Source organism: Modicisalibacter coralii, from assembly GCF_004117855.1.
Taxonomy (GTDB): Bacteria; Pseudomonadota; Gammaproteobacteria; order Pseudomonadales; family Halomonadaceae; genus Modicisalibacter; species Modicisalibacter coralii.
In genome coordinates, this window is sequence record NZ_QWBW01000016.1 from 76,168 (window position 1) to 93,240 (window position 17,073).

The window sequence follows — 17,073 nt, forward strand, 5'->3', positions numbered from 1 at the left end:
GCCTTTAATCGAAGCGTGAGGCGGCAGAGCCACATGGCGGGCGTCGAGGCACCCGGATCACTCCGTTTCCCGGGTTGCCGGTCGCCGCCGTATCCGAGGCACGCTCTGCCCATGACCGATAACAACAGGAGTCCATCATGAATCAGGTTGGTCTTGCCGCATTCGATTCCCAGGTCGCCGCCGCCATCGCCGACGAGGTGGCGCGTCAGGAAGCCCATATCGAGCTGATCGCTTCCGAGAACTACGCCAGCCGTGCCGTGATGGAAGCCCAGGGGACCCAACTGACCAACAAGTACGCCGAAGGGTACCCGGGCAAGCGTTACTACGGCGGCTGCGAGCACGTGGACGTGGTCGAACAGCTGGCCATCGAACGGGCCTGCGACCTGTTCGGCGCCGACTATGCCAACGTGCAGCCGCACTCCGGGGCCCAGGCCAACGCGGCGGCCTTCATGGCGCTGGTCAAGCCGGGCGATACCGTGCTTGGCATGAGCCTGGCCCACGGCGGCCACCTGACCCATGGTGCCGCGCCCAACTTCTCCGGCAAGCACTATCACGCCGTGCAGTACGGGCTGAACCCGGAGACCGGCGAGATCGACTACGACGAGGTCGAGCGCCTGGCTCGCGAGCATCGGCCCAAGCTGGTCATCGCCGGCTTCTCGGCCTATTCCCGGGTGGTGGACTGGCGGCGTTTCCGCGCCATCGCCGACGAGGTCGGAGCCTACCTGCTGGTCGACATGGCCCACGTGGCGGGCCTGGTCGCCGCCGGCCTCTACCCGAGCCCGATTCCCCACGCCCACGTGGTGACCACCACCACCCACAAGACGCTGCGCGGCCCGCGTGGTGGCCTGATTCTCTCCGCCAACGCCGACGAGGCGCTGGTCAAGAAGCTCAACGGCGCGGTGTTCCCGGGGCAGCAGGGCGGTCCGCTGATGCACGTGATCGCGGCCAAGGCGGTGGCCTTCAAGGAAGCCATGAGCCAGGACTTCGTCAACTACCAGCGTCAGGTCATCGCCAATGCCCGCGCCATGGCCCAGGTGTTCCTCGAGCGGGGGTTCGAGGTGGTCTCCGGTGGCACCGACGACCACCTGTTCCTGGTGTCGCTGATCAAGCAGGGCGTGACCGGCAAGGACGCCGACGCCGCGCTCGGCCGGGCGCACATCACCGTCAACAAGAACGCCGTGCCCAACGACCCGCAGAGCCCCTTCGTCACCTCCGGCCTGCGCATCGGCACCCCGGCGGCGACCAGCCGCGGCTTCGACGACAGCGAGTGCGCCGAGCTGGCGGGCTGGATCTGCGACATCCTCGACGTGCTCGCCGAGCGCGGCAACACCGACGCGGTGGAGGCCGAGGTCCGCGAGAAGGTCGAGGACCTCTGCGCGCGTCACCCGGTCTACGGGGAAGCCGCCGCCAACGGGCAGGCGACCGGCGCGGACGTGCCGGCCGCCTCCGCCCTGTAACGCGACACGAGTCAGGAGACAATCATGCAACGCTATTCGGGCTTCGGACTGGTCAAGCACGCGCTCAGTCATCACGAGAACTGGCAGCGCCAGTGGCGCAACCCCACGCCCAAGAAAGAGTACGACGTGATCATCGTCGGCGGCGGCGGCCACGGTCTGGCGACCGCCTACTACCTGGCCAAGGAGCACGGCATCACCAATGTCGCGGTGATCGAGAAGGGCTGGCTGGGCGGCGGCAATACCGCGCGCAACACCACCATCGTGCGTTCCAACTACCTGTGGGACGAGTCGGCGGCGCTCTACGAGCACGCCATGAAGCTGTGGGAAGGGCTCTCCCAGGACATCAACTACAATGTGATGTTCTCGCAGCGCGGCGTGCTCAACCTCGGCCACACCCTGCAGGACATGCGCGACATCCAGCGCCGGGTCAACGCCAACCGCCTGAACGGCATCGACAGCGAGGTCCTCGACGCCAAGGGCGTGCAGGCGCTGGTGCCGATCATGGACTGCTCCAAGCGTGCCCGTTACCCGGTGATGGGCGCCTCCTGGCAGCCGCGTGCCGGGGTGGCGCGTCACGACGCCGTGGCCTGGGGCTATGCCCGCGGCGCCGACGGACTCGGCGTCGACCTGTTGCAGAACACCGAGGTCACCGGCTTCAAGATCCTCGACGGCCGGGTGGTCGGTGTGCACACCAATCGCGGTGACATCGGCGCCAGGACGGTGGGCTGCGTCACCGCCGGCAACTCCGGGGTGATGGCCAAGATGGCCGGCTTCCAACTGCCGCTGGAGTCGCATCCGCTGCAGGCGCTGGTCTCCGAGCCGCTCAAGCCGATCCTCGATACCGTGGTGATGTCCAACCACGTCCACGGCTACATCAGCCAGTCCGACAAGGGCGACCTGGTGATCGGCGCCGGTATCGACGGCTACAACGGCTACGGCCAGCGCGGCAGCTACCCGACCGTGGAGCACACCCTGCAGGCGATCGTCGAGATGTTCCCGATCTTCTCGCGGGTGCGCATGAACCGCCAGTGGGGCGGCATCGTCGACACCTGCCCGGACGCCTGCCCGATCCTCTCGCGGACGCCGGTCAAGGGGCTCTACTTCAACTGCGGCTGGGGCACCGGCGGCTTCAAGGCCACGCCCGGCTCGGGGCACGTGTTCGCCTGGTCGCTGGCCAAGGGCCAGATGCACAAGCTGGCCGCGCCGTTTTCCATCGATCGTTTTCGCACTGGGGCGCTCATTGATGAGCACGGTGCGGCAGGCGTGGCTCACTGAGGGGGAATCATCATGTTTCATATCTACTGCCCCTACTGCGAGGAGCACCGCGAGGAAGAGGAGTTCCATCCCAAGGGCCAGGCGCACATCGCCCGCCCGGCGGACCCGGACGCCTGCTCGGATGCCGAGTGGGGCGACTACCTGTTCTTCCGCGACAACCCGCGCGGCATCCACCACGAGCTGTGGGTCCATGCGGTGGGCTGTCGCAAGTTCTTCAACATCACCCGCCATACGGTGACCTACGAGATTCTCGAGACCTACCGCATGGGCGAGCAGCCGACCATCACCGCCGAGAGCCTGGCGCGTGAGGAGAAAGCCGACAAGGTGCAGGTCGCCGATGGCGGCCAGCAGACCGTGGGAGCCAGCGACGCCGCCCTGGCGTCGATGAAGGGAGCGCAGGCATGAGCCAGTCATCATCACAGCCCAACCGCCTGGCGCAGGGCGGCCAGGTCGACCGCTCGCGCGAGCTGACCTTCACCTTCAACGGCAAGCGCTACGTCGGCCACCCCGGCGATACCCTGGCCTCGGCGCTGCTCGCCAACGGTGTCGACATCGTCAACCGCAGCTTCAAGTACTCGCGGCCGCGCGGCATCGTCGCCGCCGGCGCCGAGGAGCCCAACGCCGTGGTCCAGCTGGGCGCCTCCGAGGCCGCCCAGGTGCCCAACGTGCGCGCCACCCAGCAGGCGCTCTACCAGGGCCTGGAGGCGCGCAGCACCAACGGCTGGCCCAATGTCCAGCGCGACCTGATGGCTTCGGTCGGCAAGCTGGGCGGCTCCTTCATGCCGCCGGGCTTCTACTACAAGACCTTCATGGCCCCGGCCTCGATGTGGATGACCTACGAGAAGTACATCCGCAAGTCGGCCGGCCTGGGGCGCAGCCCCGCCGAGTCGGACCCGGACATCTACGATCACCTGAACCAGCACTGCGACGTGCTGGTGATCGGCGCCGGGCCCGCTGGCCTCACGGCGGCGCTGACGGCCGCCCGCAGCGGCGCGCGGGTGATCCTCTGCGACGAGCAGGAGCGCCTGGGCGGTTCGCTGCTCGACAGCCGCGAGCTCCTCGACGATGCCCCGGCCAGCCAGTGGGCGCAGGCCGTGATCGACGAGCTGGCGGCCATGGAAGACGTGACCCTGTTGCCGCGCACCACCGCCAACGGCTATCACGATCACAACTTCGTGACGCTGCACGAGCGGCGCACCGAGCATCTCGCCGATGTCGCGCCGCGCGTCGACGGCCGTCGTCAGTCACGCTCGCGGCTGCATCGCGTGCGTGCCGCCCAGGTGGTGCTGGCCACCGGCGCCCACGAGCGGCCGCTGGTCTATGCCAACAACGACGTACCGGGCAACCTGCTGGCCGGTGCGGTGTCGACCTATGTCCGCCGCTACGGCGTGGCGCCGGGACAGAAGCTGGTACTCACCACCAGCAACGATCACGGCTATCGCGCCGCCCTCGACTGGCAGGAGGCGGGTCGCGAGGTGGTGGCGATCGTCGACGCCCGTGACAACCCTGATGGCGAGCTGGTCGAGCAGGCGCGGGCCGCCGGCATTCGGCTCATCACCGGCAGCGCGGTGATCGAGGCCAAGGGCGACAAGCGCGTCAGCGGCGCACGCGTGGCGCGCATCGACATCGACGGCTTCCAGGTGGTCGGCAAGGTCGAGGAACTGGCCTGCGACACCATCGCCAGCTCCGGCGGCTACAGTCCGGTGATCCACCTCTCTTCCCACACCGGCACGCGTCCCGTGTGGCGCGAGGACATCCTCGGCTTCGTGCCCGGCAAGGTCAAAGGACTGACGCCGGCGGGCGGGGCGCAGGGCATCTATGCGCTCGACGAAGTTCTCGAGGATGGCGTCGCCGCCGGCAACCGCGCCGCCGAGGCGGCCGGTTTCACCGCGGCCCGGCTCGAATTGCCGCGGGCGGTGGCCCGTCGCGAATCGCCGGCCGTGGCGCTCTATCAGGTGCCCCACGAGAAGCCCACGCTGCGCGCGCCCAAGCAGTTCGTCGACCTGCAGAACGACGTCACCGCGGCGGGCATCGAGGTGGCCACCCGCGAGGGCTTCGAGTCGATCGAGCACGTCAAGCGCTACACCGCGATGGGCTTCGGCACCGACCAGGGCAAGCTGGGCAACATCAACGGCATGGCGATCGCCGCGCGCTGTCTCGGCCAGACCATTCCCGAGACCGGCACCACGGTGTTCCGCCCCAACTACACGCCGGTGACCTTCGGCGCGATCGTCGGCCGCCACTGTCGCGAGCTGTTCGATCCCGAGCGCTACACCGCGCTGCATCAGTGGCACGTCGAGCACGGCGCCGAGTTCGAGGACGTCGGCCAGTGGAAGCGCCCCTGGTACTTCCCGCGCACCGTCAACGGCAAGAAGGAGAGCATGCACGACGCGGTGGCCCGCGAGTGCCTGGCGGTGCGCCAGGGCGTGGGCATCCTCGATGCCTCGACGCTGGGCAAGATCGACATCCAGGGCCCGGACGCCCGCGAGTTCCTGGGTCGGGTCTACACCAACAAGTGGGCCAAGCTGGCTCCGGGGCGTGTCCGCTACGGCCTGATGTGCAAGGACGACGGCATGCTGATGGACGACGGCACCACCAGCTGCCTGGGCGACAACCATTTCCTGATGACCACCACCACCGGTGGCGCCGCGGGCGTGCTGGAGTGGCTCGAGCTGTGGCATCAGACCGAATGGCCGGAACTCCAGGTCTACTTCGATTCGGTGACCGACCACTGGGCGACGATGACCGTGACGGGCCCCGAGGCGCGCAAGCTGATGGCCGAGGTCACCGACATCGACCTCGACAAGGAAGCCTTCAAGTTCATGGACTGGCGCGAAGGCACCGTGGCCGGCGTTCCGGCGCGGGTCTTCCGCATCTCGTTCACCGGCGAGCTGGCCTACGAGATCAACGTTCAGGCCAACTACGCCATGCACGTCTGGAAGACGCTGTTCGCGCACGGCGAGAAGTACGACCTGACGCCCTACGGCACCGAGACCATGCACGTGCTGCGTGCCGAGAAGGGGCTGATCATCGTCGGCCAGGACACCGATGGTTCGGTGACCCCGGAGGACCTGAACATGTACTGGGCGATCGGCTACGACAAGCCGTTCCCGTGGATCGGCAAGCGTGCGCTGAGCCGCCCCGATACCCGGCGTATCGACCGCAAGCAACTGGTCGGCCTGCGCCCGCACGATCCCAAGGTGGTGCTGGAGGAGGGCGCGCAGATCGTCTTCGACCCCGAACAGGCGATTCCCATGACCATGGTCGGCCACGTCACCTCCAGCTACTACAGCCCGGTGCTCGACAGCGGCTTCGCCCTGGCCGTGGTCAAGGGCGGCCACCATCGCATGGGCGAGACCGTCTACCTGCCGATGGCCGACGGCAAGGTCCATGCCGCCGAGATCGTGAGTACCGTGTTCGTTGATCCCAAGGGAGAGCGCCAGAATGTCTGATGTGCGTCTATTCGACAGCCGCCCGACCGCCGAGGTCGAGGCCGAATCGCCGCTGGTGCTGAGCCAGCTCGACGAGCGCGCCCGGCGCGCGCCCGCCAGCCCCGGTGTCACGCTGCGCGAGCGGGCCTTTCTCGGCCACCTGATCCTGCGCGGCGGGGCGATCGTCCTCGACGAGGCGGTACGCCAGGTGCTCGGTGTCAGCCTGCCGGCGCGGCCCGGCGCGCTGGTCCTCGACGAGTCGGGCGAGCGCTCGATCCAGTGGCTGTCGCCGGACGAGTGGCTGGTCATCGTCCCCGACGGTGAGGCCTTCTCGCTGGAGCAGCGCCTGCGCGATGCCCTGGGTGATGCCCACTTCGCCATCGTCGACGTCAGCGGCGGGCAGACCGTTGTCGAGCTCTCCGGGCCGATGGCCCGCGAGGTGCTGATGAAATCCACGCCCTACGACGTCCACCCGCGGCACTTCCCGGCCGGCAAGGGCGTGACCACGACCTTCGCCAAGGCCACCGCGATCCTGCGTCGGCCGGACGAGGGGCGCTGGGAGCTGGTTCTGCGCCGCAGCTTCGCCGACTACTGCTACCGCTGGCTGGTGGATGCCGGCGAGGAGTACGGCCTGGCGGTGTCCACCGGCGACTGACGGACGTGCCCGGCAAGCGGTATGTCGAGAGGGCGCCACGGCGCCCTCTCGTTCTTTCGTCGGCTGATCGGTGTGTTTGAGGGTGTTTACAAAGTCGGCGAGCGAAGGCAAGACAAGGCAAAATCGGTCGAAAAAGCGGAGTTTACACGGGGTAAATGAGCATTTTGAGGCCGGTTTTAACGCCGTATTGCCGAGCGCAGGCAGTTTGTAAATACCCTCTAAGGCCGACACTGGCGTACCGTCTACAAGACGGGCCAACGACAATCACCAACAGGAGGCGCCATGAGCCGCACCCCCGATACCTGGATCATCGCCGCCCAGTGCCCCAGCCGGCTGGGCACCGTGGATGTGGTCACGCGCTTTCTCAAGGAGCAGCGCTGTTACATCACCGAGCTGCACTCCTTCGACGAGCGCCTGGGCGAGCGTTTCTTCATCCGCGCCGAGTTTCGCCCCGAGGACGGCTTCGATGCCGGGGCCTTCGAGGCCGCCTTCGCGCCGCGCGCCGCCGAATTCGACATGCAGTTCGAACTCACCGCGCCCGGCGCCCGGCCGCGCACGGTGATTCTGGTCTCCAAGGCCGATCACTGCCTCAACGACCTGCTCTATCGCTACCGTATCGGCCAGTTGCCGATCGACATCCGCGCGGTGGTCTCCAACCATCCCGATCTCGAGCCGCTCGCCGCGTGGCACGATCTGCCCTATCACCACTTTCCGATCACCGCCGACACCAAGCCCCAGCAGGAAGCGCAGATCCGCGAGGTGATCGAGGAGACCGGCGCCGAGCTGGTGATCCTGGCCCGCTACATGCAGGTACTCTCGCCCGAGATGTGCGAATTGCTCAGCGGCCGGGCGATCAACATCCACCATTCGCTGCTGCCCGGCTTCAAGGGCGCCCGGCCCTACCACCAGGCCTACGAGAAGGGCGTCAAGCTGGTCGGCGCCACCGCCCACTACATCAACAACGACCTCGACGAGGGCCCGATCATCACCCAGGGCGTCGAGCCGGTCGATCACACCCACTACCCCGAGGACCTGGTCGCCAAGGGGCGCGACATCGAATGCCTGACGCTGGCGCGGGCGATCGACTACCACGTCGAGCGTCGGGTGTTCCTCAACCAGGGGCGCACGGTGGTGTTCGCGCGCTAGAAGTGTGGTGATTGGCGAGTAACGACGTGCCGGCTCGTGGAAGCGCTTGGCTGCGCTGCGGGCCGGCATCGATGCGATGGGTAGGCTCAGTTCATCGCCTGGGGCAGATACAGCGCGATCTCCGGGAAGAGCCGCATCAGCGCGATGGCGACGATCATCAGCAGGAAGAAGGGGATCGTGGCCTTGGTGATGGTGATGATGTCCTTGCCGGTCATGCCCTGGATGACGAACAGGTTGAAGCCCACCGGCGGGGTGATCTGCGACATCTCGACGACGATCACCAGGTAGATGCCGAACCAGATCAGGTCGAAGCCGGCCTTGTCGATCAGCGGCATGATGATCGAGGTGACCAGCAGGATCAGCGAGATGCCGTCGAGGAAGCAGCCCAGCACCAGCAGGAACAGGGTCAGGATCACCAGCAGTGCGGTGGGCGAGAGGCCCAGGGTGGCGATGGCGTTGGCCAGTTTCATCGGCAACTGGGTGAAGCCCATCGCCGAGGAGAGAAAGGACGCGCCGGCGATGATGAAGGCGATCATGCAGGCGGTGCGGATCGCCGCGAACAGCGAGTCGAGGAAGATCGCCTTGTCGAAGTGGCCGTTGGCGCGGGCGATCAGCATCGACAGTACCACGCCGGACGAGGCCGCCTCGGTGGGCGAGGCGAAGCCGCCGTAGATGCTGCCGAGGATGCCGCCGATCAGGATCAGCAGCGGAATCAACTGCAGGCTGCCGCGCAGTTTCTCGCCGAGGGTGGTGGAGGCCTCGCGCCGACCGGCGCGACCCTGACGCTCGCCGACCAGCAGCGACCAGCCGATCAGGTAGGCCATGAACAGCACGAGCAACAGCAACCCGGGGCCGATGCCGGCGATGAACAGCCGCGAGATCGACTGCTCGGTGACCACGCCGTAGACGATCATCATGATCGACGGCGGAATCAGCAGGCCCAGCGTCGAGGCGCTGGCCAGGGTGCCGATCGCCAGGTTGGGGTCGTAGCCGCGCCGCTCGAGCTCCGGCAGGGTCATCTTGCCGACGGTGGCGCAGGTCGCCGCCGAGGAGCCGCACACCGCGGCGAACAGGCCGCTGCCGATGATGTTGGAGTGCAGCAGGCGGCCGGGCAAACGGTTCAGCCAGGGCGACAGCGCGCGGAACATGTTGTCGGCGAGCCCGGAACGGAACAGGATCTCGCCCATCCACACGAACATCGGCAGGGCGGTGAGATCCCAGCCGTAGCTGGCGCCCCAGAAGTCGGAGGCGAGGATCGGCCCCGGGTCGAAGCTCGAGAACAGCGACAGGGCGATCCAGCCGGTACCCAGCAGGGCGAAGGCGATCCACACGCCGCCGCCCAGCAGCAGGGCCAGGGTGGCGATCGTGACGAGGCTGAGGGTCAGCACGGCAGCGGTCTCCTCGGTGATGGTTGGCGTTGGCGCGAGTGCTCGGCGAGGCGGGGGCTCACTCGCCGCCGGCCTCTTCGTGCTGTTCGGGAGCGATATAACGGCCGGGCGCCGTGACGGCGAAACGCAGGGTCGTGAGCAAAGCCTCGAGCAGGGCCAGGCCGAGCAGCGCCACGCCGACGCCGAGCACGCTCTGCGGAATCCACAGCGGGATGGCGAGCAGCCCCGAGGAGACGTCGCCGTATTCCAGACTTTCGCGGATCAGCGCGATCAATTCCCAGCCAAGCATCAGGGTCAGCGCCAGGGCGACCGTCAGGCAGGTCGCCTCGACCCATACCCGCGCGGCGGCGGGCAGGCGCGAGATCACCAGCGTCACGCGGATATGCGCGTGGTGCACGAAGGTGTAGGCCAGGCCGAGGAAGGTGGCGCCGACCAGCAGGTAGGCGGCGATTTCCGAGACGCCGCTGATCTCCCAGCCCAGCCGGGCGGCGCCGAGCAGCGACAGCAGGCCGTCGAGGCAGCGAAACAGCACCTGCAGCGTGACCAGCCCACAGATCGCGAGCATGCACAGCGCGGCGCCCCAGGCGCCGAGGTCGTAGAGTCGGGCGAGTCGAAAGGTCATGGCGGTATCCAGGCGGCGGGGTGCGAGGCCGGGCCGGCGGAGTAGCGCCGGCCCGGAGGCGTCAGTTCTGCGCCTGCTGGCGGGCGCGATAGTCCTCGACCAGCCGCTTGGCCTGGTCACCGGCGCGCTCCTGCCAGCTCTGGAACAGCGTGTCGCCGGCCGCCTGGAGCTGTTTCTCGAGTTCGCCCTGCGGCTTGCTGATGGTGATGCCATGTTCCTCGAGGGCCTCGGCGCTGGCCGCGCGGTCCGCCTTGCTCATCTGCCAGCCACGGCGCTCGGCCTGCTTGGCGGCATCGAGCACGGCCTTCCGGGACGCCTCGTCGAGATGGTCGAAGGCGCGCTTGTTGACGAACACGATGTTCTTGGGGAACCACAGGTTGGCGTCGCTGAAGTTCGAGACGTAATCCCAGGCGGCCATCGACTTGCCGGTGGAGACCGAGGTGATCATGGCATCGACGCGGCCGGTGCTGAACGCGGTGGGGATGTCGGCCTCTTCGGTCTCGGTGGGGTTGCCGCCGAGATTCTCGACGAAGCGCTGGGTGTTGATGTTGGGGGCCCGCACGCGCAGCCCCTTGAACTGCGAGGCATCGGTCAGCTCGAAGTCGGTGTAGATGCCCTGCGACGGCCAGGGCACGGCGTACAGCGGCATCAGGCCTTCCTTGGCGAACAGCTCGGTGATGATCGGCTTGGAGGCCTGCCACAGGGCGTAGGCGTCTTCATAGCTGTTGGCCAGGCCCGGCAGGGTGTCGACCTCGTAGATCGGCGATTCGTTGGAGAGCGTCGAGAGGAAGATCTCCCCGGCCTGGACGGTGCCCCGGCGGACCGACGGCTTGATCTCGGCGTGCGAGATCAGCGAGCCGCCGCTGTGCACGGTGATCGCCAGTTCGCCATCGGTGGCCTTCTCGACGTCCTCGGCGAACTGCTTGGTGTTCTTGGTGTGAAAGCTGGCATCGCCGTAGGGCGTGGCCAGGTTCCACTGCTCGGCGGCCAGGGCGGGGGTGGAGGCGGCGGCGGACAGGGCGCCGGCGGCCATCAGCACGGCCAGCGGAGACAGCGAATGACGCATGGCAGAGACCTCGTGTTGTTGTTGAAAAGGTGCCAAGTCATTCTTCCGGCGCCCGCGGTCGAGGGTCAAATCGTTAATTCTTATTCCCAGTATCGGCCCAGGCTTTCACCTGCGGCAGGCTGGCATCGTCGGCATGATTGCGGTCGTAGTCGGCGGCGCATTGCCGCGCCAGATGCGCCACGCTGCGGCTGAAACGGGGGTAGCTCGCCGCCCGCCACACGGTCTCGTAGACCATCGCCGGCAGGGGCCGCGGCAGGGCCAGTCGTGCCAGTTCGCCGCGGCGCACGCTGTCGGCGACGGTGGAAACCGGCAGAACGCCCACGCCGAGCCCTTCGATGCTCATCCGGGCGATGGTCATCAGGGTGCTGGCGCAGTGGATCTTGGGGGCGTCCATGCCCTGCTCGGCGAGATAGGCGACCAGTTCGGTATAGGGCCGGGCCTGCTTGGAAAAGGAGATGAACGGCAGGGCGCCCGGCCCCTCGGCGTGCAGGCGCTCGACGTGCTGCGGGGCGACGAACATGCCCATCTCGTAGGTGCACAGCGGCGTTTCCTCCACGGCCAGGCCCGGCGCCACGCCGTCCATGGCGAACAGCATGTCGAGATCGTTGTCGGCAAACCGTTGATGCAGCTGGGGGGAGATGTCGACGGTGAGTTCCAGGGTCAACTGGGGATAGCGCTCGGCGAGACGGCGCATGAAATCGGGAAACCAGCTGTTGGCGATGGTCTCGATGATCCCCAGGCGCAGGGTGCCGGAGAACGCTTCCTCGTTCTGGAACAGTCGCAGGGCTTCCTCGCGGCTTTCCAGCAGACGTTCGGCATGGGCGAAGAACTCGCGCCCCCGCAACGTGGGCTGGATGGGGCGAGCGCCGCGGTCGAGCAGCGACTCGCCGACCGCCGACTCGAGCCGGTTGATGCGGTCGGAGATCGACGGCTGGGTCAGGTGCAGCCGGGTGGCGACCTTGCGAAACGAGCCCAGCCTGACGACCCAGACGAAGGCCTCGAGTTCCTTGAAGTCGAAGGTCATGGGCCGTTCAGGCCTTCTTGAACAGCAGCGTCTCGCGATCCTTGAAGGCCTTGAATTCCAGGGCGTTGCCGGAGGGATCGTAGAAGAACATGGTGGCCTGTTCACCGGGCTCGCCCTTGAAGCGCACGTAGGGCTCGATCTCGAAGGCCACGCCGTTCTCGCGCAGCTTGTCGGCCAGTGCCTGCCAGGCGTCCATTTCCAGCACGATACCGAAATGCGGCACCGGCACGCCGTGGCCGTCGACCGGGTTCTTGTGACTGGCGACCGGGGTGTCCCTGAGCGCCGGATTCAGGTGGCAGACGAACTGGTGACCGTACAGGTCGAAGTCGACCCAGGAATCCGAGGAGCGGCCCTCGGGGCAGCCCATGAAATCGCCGTAGAAGCGGCGGGCCTCGTCGATGTCGCGGACTTGGACGGCGAGATGGAACGGATCGCTGACGGCCATGGTGGCCTCCTCTTGCGTGATTGTCGTTGGGAGTGATGGTTCAAAGCTCATTTCAAAGCCGGTAGACGTGATGGGCCACCCGACGACAAGGCTTCGCGAGGGCGCTGTAAACCCTTCCTTGGGCGCTACCTTTGCCATCCATGGCAAAGGACCCTCGCTTCGCCTTGTCCCCGGCGCCCATCATGACTGGGGTTTGGAAACTAACTCTTAGGATTCTTCCCCTCGCCGGCGCGCATCGTCAACGCTTTTCGTGGCTCGCTCGGCCATGAAAAGTTCCGTCGATATTGGGCATCACGAAAAACGATTGGACCCGCTTCCTGGCGGTTCCTACAGTGGAAAACCCGGCGTTGCACCGCTTCATGACAACAATGACGAGGAGACTGCATGCCCCTTCCATTACTCAACTGCGACATGGGCGAGAGCTTCGGCAACTGGACGCTGGGGCTCGACGACGAGGTCATGCCGCAGGTCGACTGTGCCAACATCGCCTGCGGTTTTCATGCCTCCGACCCCATGGTCATGCGTCGCACCGTGGCGTTGGCGGTGGCCAGCGGCGTGCGAATCGGCGCGCATCCCGGCTACCCGGACCTGCAGGGCTTCGGTCGGCGCTCGATGGCCTGCTCGCCGGCGGAGGTCGAGGCGATGCTGCTCTATCAGATCGGCGCGCTGGCGGGCATCTGCCGCGCCGAAGGGGGGCGCGTGGCCTACGTCAAACCCCACGGCGCGCTCTACAACGACATGGCCCGCGATAGCGAACTGCTACGCGCCGTGATGCGTGCGGTACGCGCCTTCGATCCGGAACTGCCACTGCTGGTGATGGCCACCGCGGATCCGCGACCGACGCGGGAGCTGGCCGCGGAAATGGGCGTCACCCTGTGGTTCGAGGCCTTCGCCGATCGTGCCTACGACGCGAAGGGGCATCTGGTCTCGCGGCGCGAGCCCGGCGCGGTGCATCACGACCCGGCGACGATCGTCGATCAGGCGGTGCGCCTGGCGCGCGGCGAGGCGCTCGTCGCCAACGACGGCAGCGCCCTGCAACTGATCGCCGATACCCTCTGCGTGCACGGCGACAACGCCGAATCGGTGGCCGCGGTGCGCGCCATTCGCGACGCCTTCCGGGCGCTGGAGCGCGCATGACACCACGACTCGAGACGGTGGGCATGGATGCGTTGATCGTGCGCCTCTTCGACGCCATCGACGAGGCCAACATGCCCTGGCTGACCGCCGCCGACAGCGCCCTGCGCGCGGCCTTCGACGCGGCGCTGATCGATCTGGTGCCCTCCTATACCACCCTGCTGGTGCAGTTCGACGTGGCGCGACTCTCCCATGGCGAGGCGCGCGCCCGGATCCTGGCAGCCCTCGACGGTCTCGAGCCGGCGAGCAGCCAGCAGGGGCAGCATCACGTCATTCCGGTGTGGTACGACGCCAGCGTCGGCCCCGAGCTTTCGCGGATTGCCGAGCGCCTCGGCGTCGACGAGCAAACCGTGATCGATCGGCACTGCGCCCGCGACTACTGTGTCTTCGCCCTGGGCTTCGCGCCCGGCTACGGCTTCATGGGGCTGGTCGAGGAAGCGCTGGCCACGCCGCGGCTCAAGACGCCGCGCCAGACGGTGGCCGCCGGCAGCGTGGGCATCGCCGACCGGCAGACCGCGATCTACCCGCTGCGCTCGCCGGGCGGCTGGAACATCCTCGGCCGCAGCGCGGTGACGCTGTTCGATCGCGAACGCGACGGCTACAGCCTGCTGCGCCCCGGCGATCGGGTGCGCTTCGAGGCCGTCAGCCGCCAGGCATTCATCGACCAGGGCGGCGACCCATCCCCGCTGGAGGAGCGCCAATGACGCGTGAAACGACTCAGGGGTTGCGCGTCGAGCGGGCCGGTCCCCAGGCGCTGGTTCAGGACGCCGGGCGCTTCGGCGTGCGCCATCTCGGCGTGACCCAAGGCGGGGCGCTGGACTGGGTGTCGATGGGCTGGGCCAACTGGCTGCTCGGCAATCCGCCGGATGCCGCGGCGCTGGAGATCGCCGTCGGCGGGCTGGAACTGCATATCGAGACCAGCGGCCGCCTGGCGCTGGCCGGGGCCGATCTCGACGCCACCCTCGACGGTCATCCGCTGCCGCTCAATGCCGGTTTCGAGGTCGAGGCCGGCCAGCGGCTGGCCTTCGCGCGTCCGGTCAGCGGCCTGCGCGCCTATCTGGCGGTGCCCGGCGGCATCGACGCCGAGCCGGTGCTGGGCAGTGTCGCCAGCGTGGTCCGCGAGGGCCTCGGCGGCCTGGACGGGCGGGGCCGCGCGCTCGAGGTCGGCGACCGCCTGGGCTGGCGCGGTGCCGCGGGGCCCGCGCGCTACCTGCCGCGGGGCGTCGTGCTGCCGCCCTCCGCCGGGACGCATCTGGCGCTGGTGCCGGGCGCGCAGATCGCGCACTTCACCGGCGAGAGCGTCTTCGCCGCCTTCAACAGCGACTGGCAGGTGGACACCCGCGCCGATCGCATGGGGGTCAGACTGACCGGCCCCGAACTGACCTGCCGGCTGACCGGGATGGTCTCGGAAGGCATTCCGCTGGGCGCCGTGCAGGTGCCGGCCGACGGCCAGCCGATCGTGCTGCTCAACGACCGCCAGACGATCGGCGGCTATCCGCGGCTCGGCGCGCTGACGCCGCTGGCCTGTGCGCGGCTCGCCCAGTGCGCCCCGGGGGAGACCCTGCGACTGGCGGCGCAGACGCCGGACGCGGCCCGGCGGGCGTATCTGGCGCAATGGGCCCATTGGCAGTAACGTGCTCCGCTATCGGCGGGAAATGAGAATGATTCGTTGACGCAGGCGGCGTTTTCCTCAATGGTGTGCGCCTCACTCGCTATCCATCGAGGTCCGCATGGAGCTGCTGCGCGTCGTCTTCCGCGATCATCGCTGGCCGTTCATCGGGGTCATGCTGCTCAGTCTGGCCAGTGCCGGACTGGGCATCGGCATCATCGCCTTCATCAACCAGCGGCTGATTGCCAGCACCGATGCCGCGCTTTCCGCGTTGCCCGGTTTCCTGGGGTTGCTGGTGCTGTTGCTGGGGGTGTCGCTCGGCTCCCAACTGGCGCTCACCACCCTGGGGCACGATTTCGTCTACCGCCTGCGCGGGCGCTTGATCAAGCGCATTCTCGACACCGACGTCGAACGCCTCGAATCGCTGGGCAGCGCCCACCTGCTGGCCAGCCTGTCGAGCGACGTGCGCAACGTCACCGTCGCCTTCGTGCGCCTGCCGGAGCTGGTCCAGGGAGTGATCCTGTCCGTGGCCTCGGTCGTCTATCTCGGCTATCTCTCGAGCGCGATGCTCGCCGTCACCGCGCTGTGGGTGCTCGTGACCCTGCTGGTCGGATGGTGGATGGTGTCGCGGGTCTACGCCCATCTGCGTCACGTCCGCGACGCCGAGGACCGGCTCTATCAGGACTTCGAGGCGGTGATCGACGGGCGCAAGGAGCTGGCGCTCAACCGCCACCGCGCGCGGCGTCTCTATCATGAGGTCTATGACCTCGACGCCCGGGACTATCGCCACCACGTGATCCGCGCCGACACCTTTCATCTCAGCGCCAACAACTGGGCCAACATCATGATGCTCGGCGCCATCGGGGTGGCCTTCTACCTGGCCAATGGCCTGGGCTGGGCGGACACCACGGTGGCGGCGACCTATGCGCTGACCCTGCTGTTCCTGCGTACGCCGCTGATCCAGGCGGTGGGGGCGCTGCCCACGTTGCTCAGCGCCCAGGTGGCCTTCGACAAGCTCGAGGCGCTGGCGCTCGCCGAGGCGCAGCCGGGCTTCGTGCCCGGCACGGTGAAGGACGACTGGCAGACACTGGAACTGCGCGACGTCACCTATCGCTATCCGAGCCGCGGGGAGACGCCCGGTTTCGAAGTGGGGCCGATCGACCTGACGCTGCGGCGTGGCGAGCAGATCTTCCTGATCGGCGGCAACGGCAGCGGCAAGTCGACCCTGGCGCGATTGTTGACCGGGCTGTATCGGCCGCTGTCCGGCGAGATCCGCATCGACGGCGAGCCGCTCGCGCCCGAGCAGTGGCCGGCCTACCGGCAGTACTTCGCCAGCGTCTTCACCGACTTCCATCTCTTCGATCAATTGCTCGGGCCGGGCGGCGAGGCGGCGGATGCCGCGCTGCTCGATGCCTGGCTGGAACGGCTGGGCATGCGCGAGAAGCTGGAGTTCGTCGACCGGCGGGTGACGTCCACGCAGCTTTCCCAGGGCCAGCGCAAGCGTCTGGCCCTGCTGCTGGCGATCTGCGAGCAGCGCGACGTGCTGTTGCTCGACGAATGGGCCGCCGACCAGGACCCGGTCTTCCGCCGGGTGTTCTATCGCGAGTTGCTGCCGGCGATGCGCGAGCGCGGCCTGACGGTGTTCGCGATCAGCCACGACGACAGCTACTTCGTGCACGCCGACCGGCTGCTGGAGATGCGCGACGGCCGGCTCGCCGAACTCACCGGCGACCAGCGCGAGCGCGCCACTCGCGATGCGGTCTCGCGCATCGAATAGTCGGCGGCCGCGAAGGAAGCCGGGCGGTGAAGACAGGCCGGGAA

The 17,073-nt window shown here is 67.8% G+C and carries 15 protein-coding genes; 10 read left to right on the forward strand and 5 right to left on the reverse strand.

The window, feature by feature from the left end:
- Positions 1 to 137 precede the first annotated feature (137 nt).
- The 6 genes from glyA (at position 138) to purU (ending at position 7,964) form a co-directional block, all read left to right on the forward strand.
- Positions 138 to 1,457 (forward strand): serine hydroxymethyltransferase, encoded by a 1,320-nt coding sequence (glyA, locus tag D0901_RS10525; RefSeq protein ID WP_129140263.1) that lies wholly within the window; start codon positions 138 to 140, stop codon positions 1,455 to 1,457.
- A gap of 24 nt (positions 1,458 to 1,481) precedes the next feature.
- On the forward strand, positions 1,482 to 2,732 hold the full coding sequence (locus D0901_RS10530) for a sarcosine oxidase subunit beta family protein (RefSeq protein ID WP_129140264.1): 1,251 nt from the start codon (positions 1,482 to 1,484) through the stop codon (positions 2,730 to 2,732).
- Between the two features lie 12 nt (positions 2,733 to 2,744).
- Entirely contained in the window at positions 2,745 to 3,137 is a 393-nt protein-coding gene (locus tag D0901_RS10535) for a sarcosine oxidase subunit delta (RefSeq protein ID WP_129140265.1), read from the forward strand.
- Positions 3,134 to 6,184, forward strand: a complete 3,051-nt coding sequence (locus tag D0901_RS10540; protein ID WP_129140266.1) for a sarcosine oxidase subunit alpha family protein — start codon at positions 3,134 to 3,136, stop codon at positions 6,182 to 6,184. Before D0901_RS10535 ends, D0901_RS10540 begins: the two co-directional genes overlap by 4 nt.
- Positions 6,177 to 6,818, forward strand: coding sequence for a sarcosine oxidase subunit gamma (locus tag D0901_RS10545; RefSeq protein WP_129140267.1), 642 nt, complete (start codon positions 6,177 to 6,179; stop codon positions 6,816 to 6,818). The genes D0901_RS10540 and D0901_RS10545 overlap by 8 nt, the downstream gene beginning before the upstream one ends.
- A 282-nt stretch (positions 6,819 to 7,100) precedes the next feature.
- A complete protein-coding gene (purU, locus tag D0901_RS10550) occupies positions 7,101 to 7,964 on the forward strand; it encodes a formyltetrahydrofolate deformylase (protein WP_129140268.1) in 864 nt (287 codons plus the stop codon).
- 86 nt (positions 7,965 to 8,050) lie between these two features.
- Here the strand turns inward: purU and D0901_RS10555 are convergent, their stop codons facing one another.
- The 5 genes from D0901_RS10555 to D0901_RS10575 form a co-directional block, all read right to left on the reverse strand.
- Complete coding sequence (locus tag D0901_RS10555) at positions 8,051 to 9,352, reverse strand: TRAP transporter large permease (protein WP_129140269.1); 1,302 nt, start codon at positions 9,350 to 9,352, stop codon at positions 8,051 to 8,053.
- Positions 9,353 to 9,410: 58 nt separating this feature from the next.
- Positions 9,411 to 9,974, reverse strand: a complete 564-nt coding sequence (locus D0901_RS10560) for a TRAP transporter small permease (protein WP_129140270.1) — start codon at positions 9,972 to 9,974, stop codon at positions 9,411 to 9,413.
- 61 nt (positions 9,975 to 10,035) lie between these two features.
- Positions 10,036 to 11,040, reverse strand: a complete 1,005-nt coding sequence (locus tag D0901_RS10565; protein ID WP_129140271.1) for a TRAP transporter substrate-binding protein — start codon at positions 11,038 to 11,040, stop codon at positions 10,036 to 10,038.
- Between the two features lie 73 nt (positions 11,041 to 11,113).
- Complete coding sequence (locus D0901_RS10570; RefSeq protein WP_129140272.1) at positions 11,114 to 12,064, reverse strand: LysR family transcriptional regulator; 951 nt, start codon at positions 12,062 to 12,064, stop codon at positions 11,114 to 11,116.
- Positions 12,065 to 12,071: 7 nt separating this feature from the next.
- Positions 12,072 to 12,509 carry a VOC family protein gene (locus tag D0901_RS10575; protein ID WP_129140273.1) on the reverse strand — a complete coding sequence of 146 codons (438 nt, stop codon included), beginning with the start codon at positions 12,507 to 12,509 and terminating at the stop codon, positions 12,072 to 12,074.
- Positions 12,510 to 12,893: 384 nt separating this feature from the next.
- Here D0901_RS10575 and D0901_RS10580 point away from each other — a divergent pair, with 384 nt between their 5' ends.
- The 4 genes from D0901_RS10580 (at position 12,894) to D0901_RS10595 (ending at position 17,029) form a co-directional block, all read left to right on the forward strand.
- A complete protein-coding gene (locus D0901_RS10580) occupies positions 12,894 to 13,646 on the forward strand; it encodes a 5-oxoprolinase subunit PxpA (RefSeq protein ID WP_129140274.1) in 753 nt (250 codons plus the stop codon).
- The gene (gene pxpB, locus D0901_RS10585; protein WP_129140275.1) at positions 13,643 to 14,347 is read left to right on the forward strand and encodes a 5-oxoprolinase subunit PxpB; all 705 of its coding nucleotides are present in this window, start codon (positions 13,643 to 13,645) and stop codon (positions 14,345 to 14,347) included. The genes D0901_RS10580 and pxpB overlap by 4 nt, the downstream gene beginning before the upstream one ends.
- Positions 14,344 to 15,276 (forward strand): 5-oxoprolinase subunit C family protein, encoded by a 933-nt coding sequence (locus tag D0901_RS10590; protein ID WP_129140276.1) that lies wholly within the window; start codon positions 14,344 to 14,346, stop codon positions 15,274 to 15,276. The genes pxpB and D0901_RS10590 overlap by 4 nt, the downstream gene beginning before the upstream one ends.
- Before the next feature lie 97 nt (positions 15,277 to 15,373).
- Entirely contained in the window at positions 15,374 to 17,029 is a 1,656-nt protein-coding gene (locus D0901_RS10595) for a multidrug ABC transporter permease/ATP-binding protein (protein ID WP_129140277.1), read from the forward strand.
- Positions 17,030 to 17,073: the final 44 nt, after the last annotated feature.

Coding starts and splice junctions, on each gene's coding strand:
- glyA (WP_129140263.1), top strand. CDS start 138: ATGAATCAGGTTGGTCTTGCCGCATTCGATTCCCAGGTCGCCGCCGCC.
- D0901_RS10575 (WP_129140273.1), bottom strand. CDS start 12,509: ATGGCCGTCAGCGATCCGTTCCATCTCGCCGTCCAAGTCCGCGACATC.
- D0901_RS10535 (WP_129140265.1), top strand. CDS start 2,745: ATGTTTCATATCTACTGCCCCTACTGCGAGGAGCACCGCGAGGAAGAG.
- purU (WP_129140268.1), top strand. CDS start 7,101: ATGAGCCGCACCCCCGATACCTGGATCATCGCCGCCCAGTGCCCCAGC.
- D0901_RS10565 (WP_129140271.1), bottom strand. CDS start 11,040: ATGCGTCATTCGCTGTCTCCGCTGGCCGTGCTGATGGCCGCCGGCGCC.
- D0901_RS10595 (WP_129140277.1), top strand. CDS start 15,374: ATGGAGCTGCTGCGCGTCGTCTTCCGCGATCATCGCTGGCCGTTCATC.
- pxpB (WP_129140275.1), top strand. CDS start 13,643: ATGACACCACGACTCGAGACGGTGGGCATGGATGCGTTGATCGTGCGC.
- D0901_RS10580 (WP_129140274.1), top strand. CDS start 12,894: ATGCCCCTTCCATTACTCAACTGCGACATGGGCGAGAGCTTCGGCAAC.
- D0901_RS10540 (WP_129140266.1), top strand. CDS start 3,134: ATGAGCCAGTCATCATCACAGCCCAACCGCCTGGCGCAGGGCGGCCAG.
- D0901_RS10530 (WP_129140264.1), top strand. CDS start 1,482: ATGCAACGCTATTCGGGCTTCGGACTGGTCAAGCACGCGCTCAGTCAT.
- D0901_RS10590 (WP_129140276.1), top strand. CDS start 14,344: ATGACGCGTGAAACGACTCAGGGGTTGCGCGTCGAGCGGGCCGGTCCC.
- D0901_RS10545 (WP_129140267.1), top strand. CDS start 6,177: ATGTCTGATGTGCGTCTATTCGACAGCCGCCCGACCGCCGAGGTCGAG.
- D0901_RS10570 (WP_129140272.1), bottom strand. CDS start 12,064: ATGACCTTCGACTTCAAGGAACTCGAGGCCTTCGTCTGGGTCGTCAGG.
- D0901_RS10560 (WP_129140270.1), bottom strand. CDS start 9,974: ATGACCTTTCGACTCGCCCGACTCTACGACCTCGGCGCCTGGGGCGCC.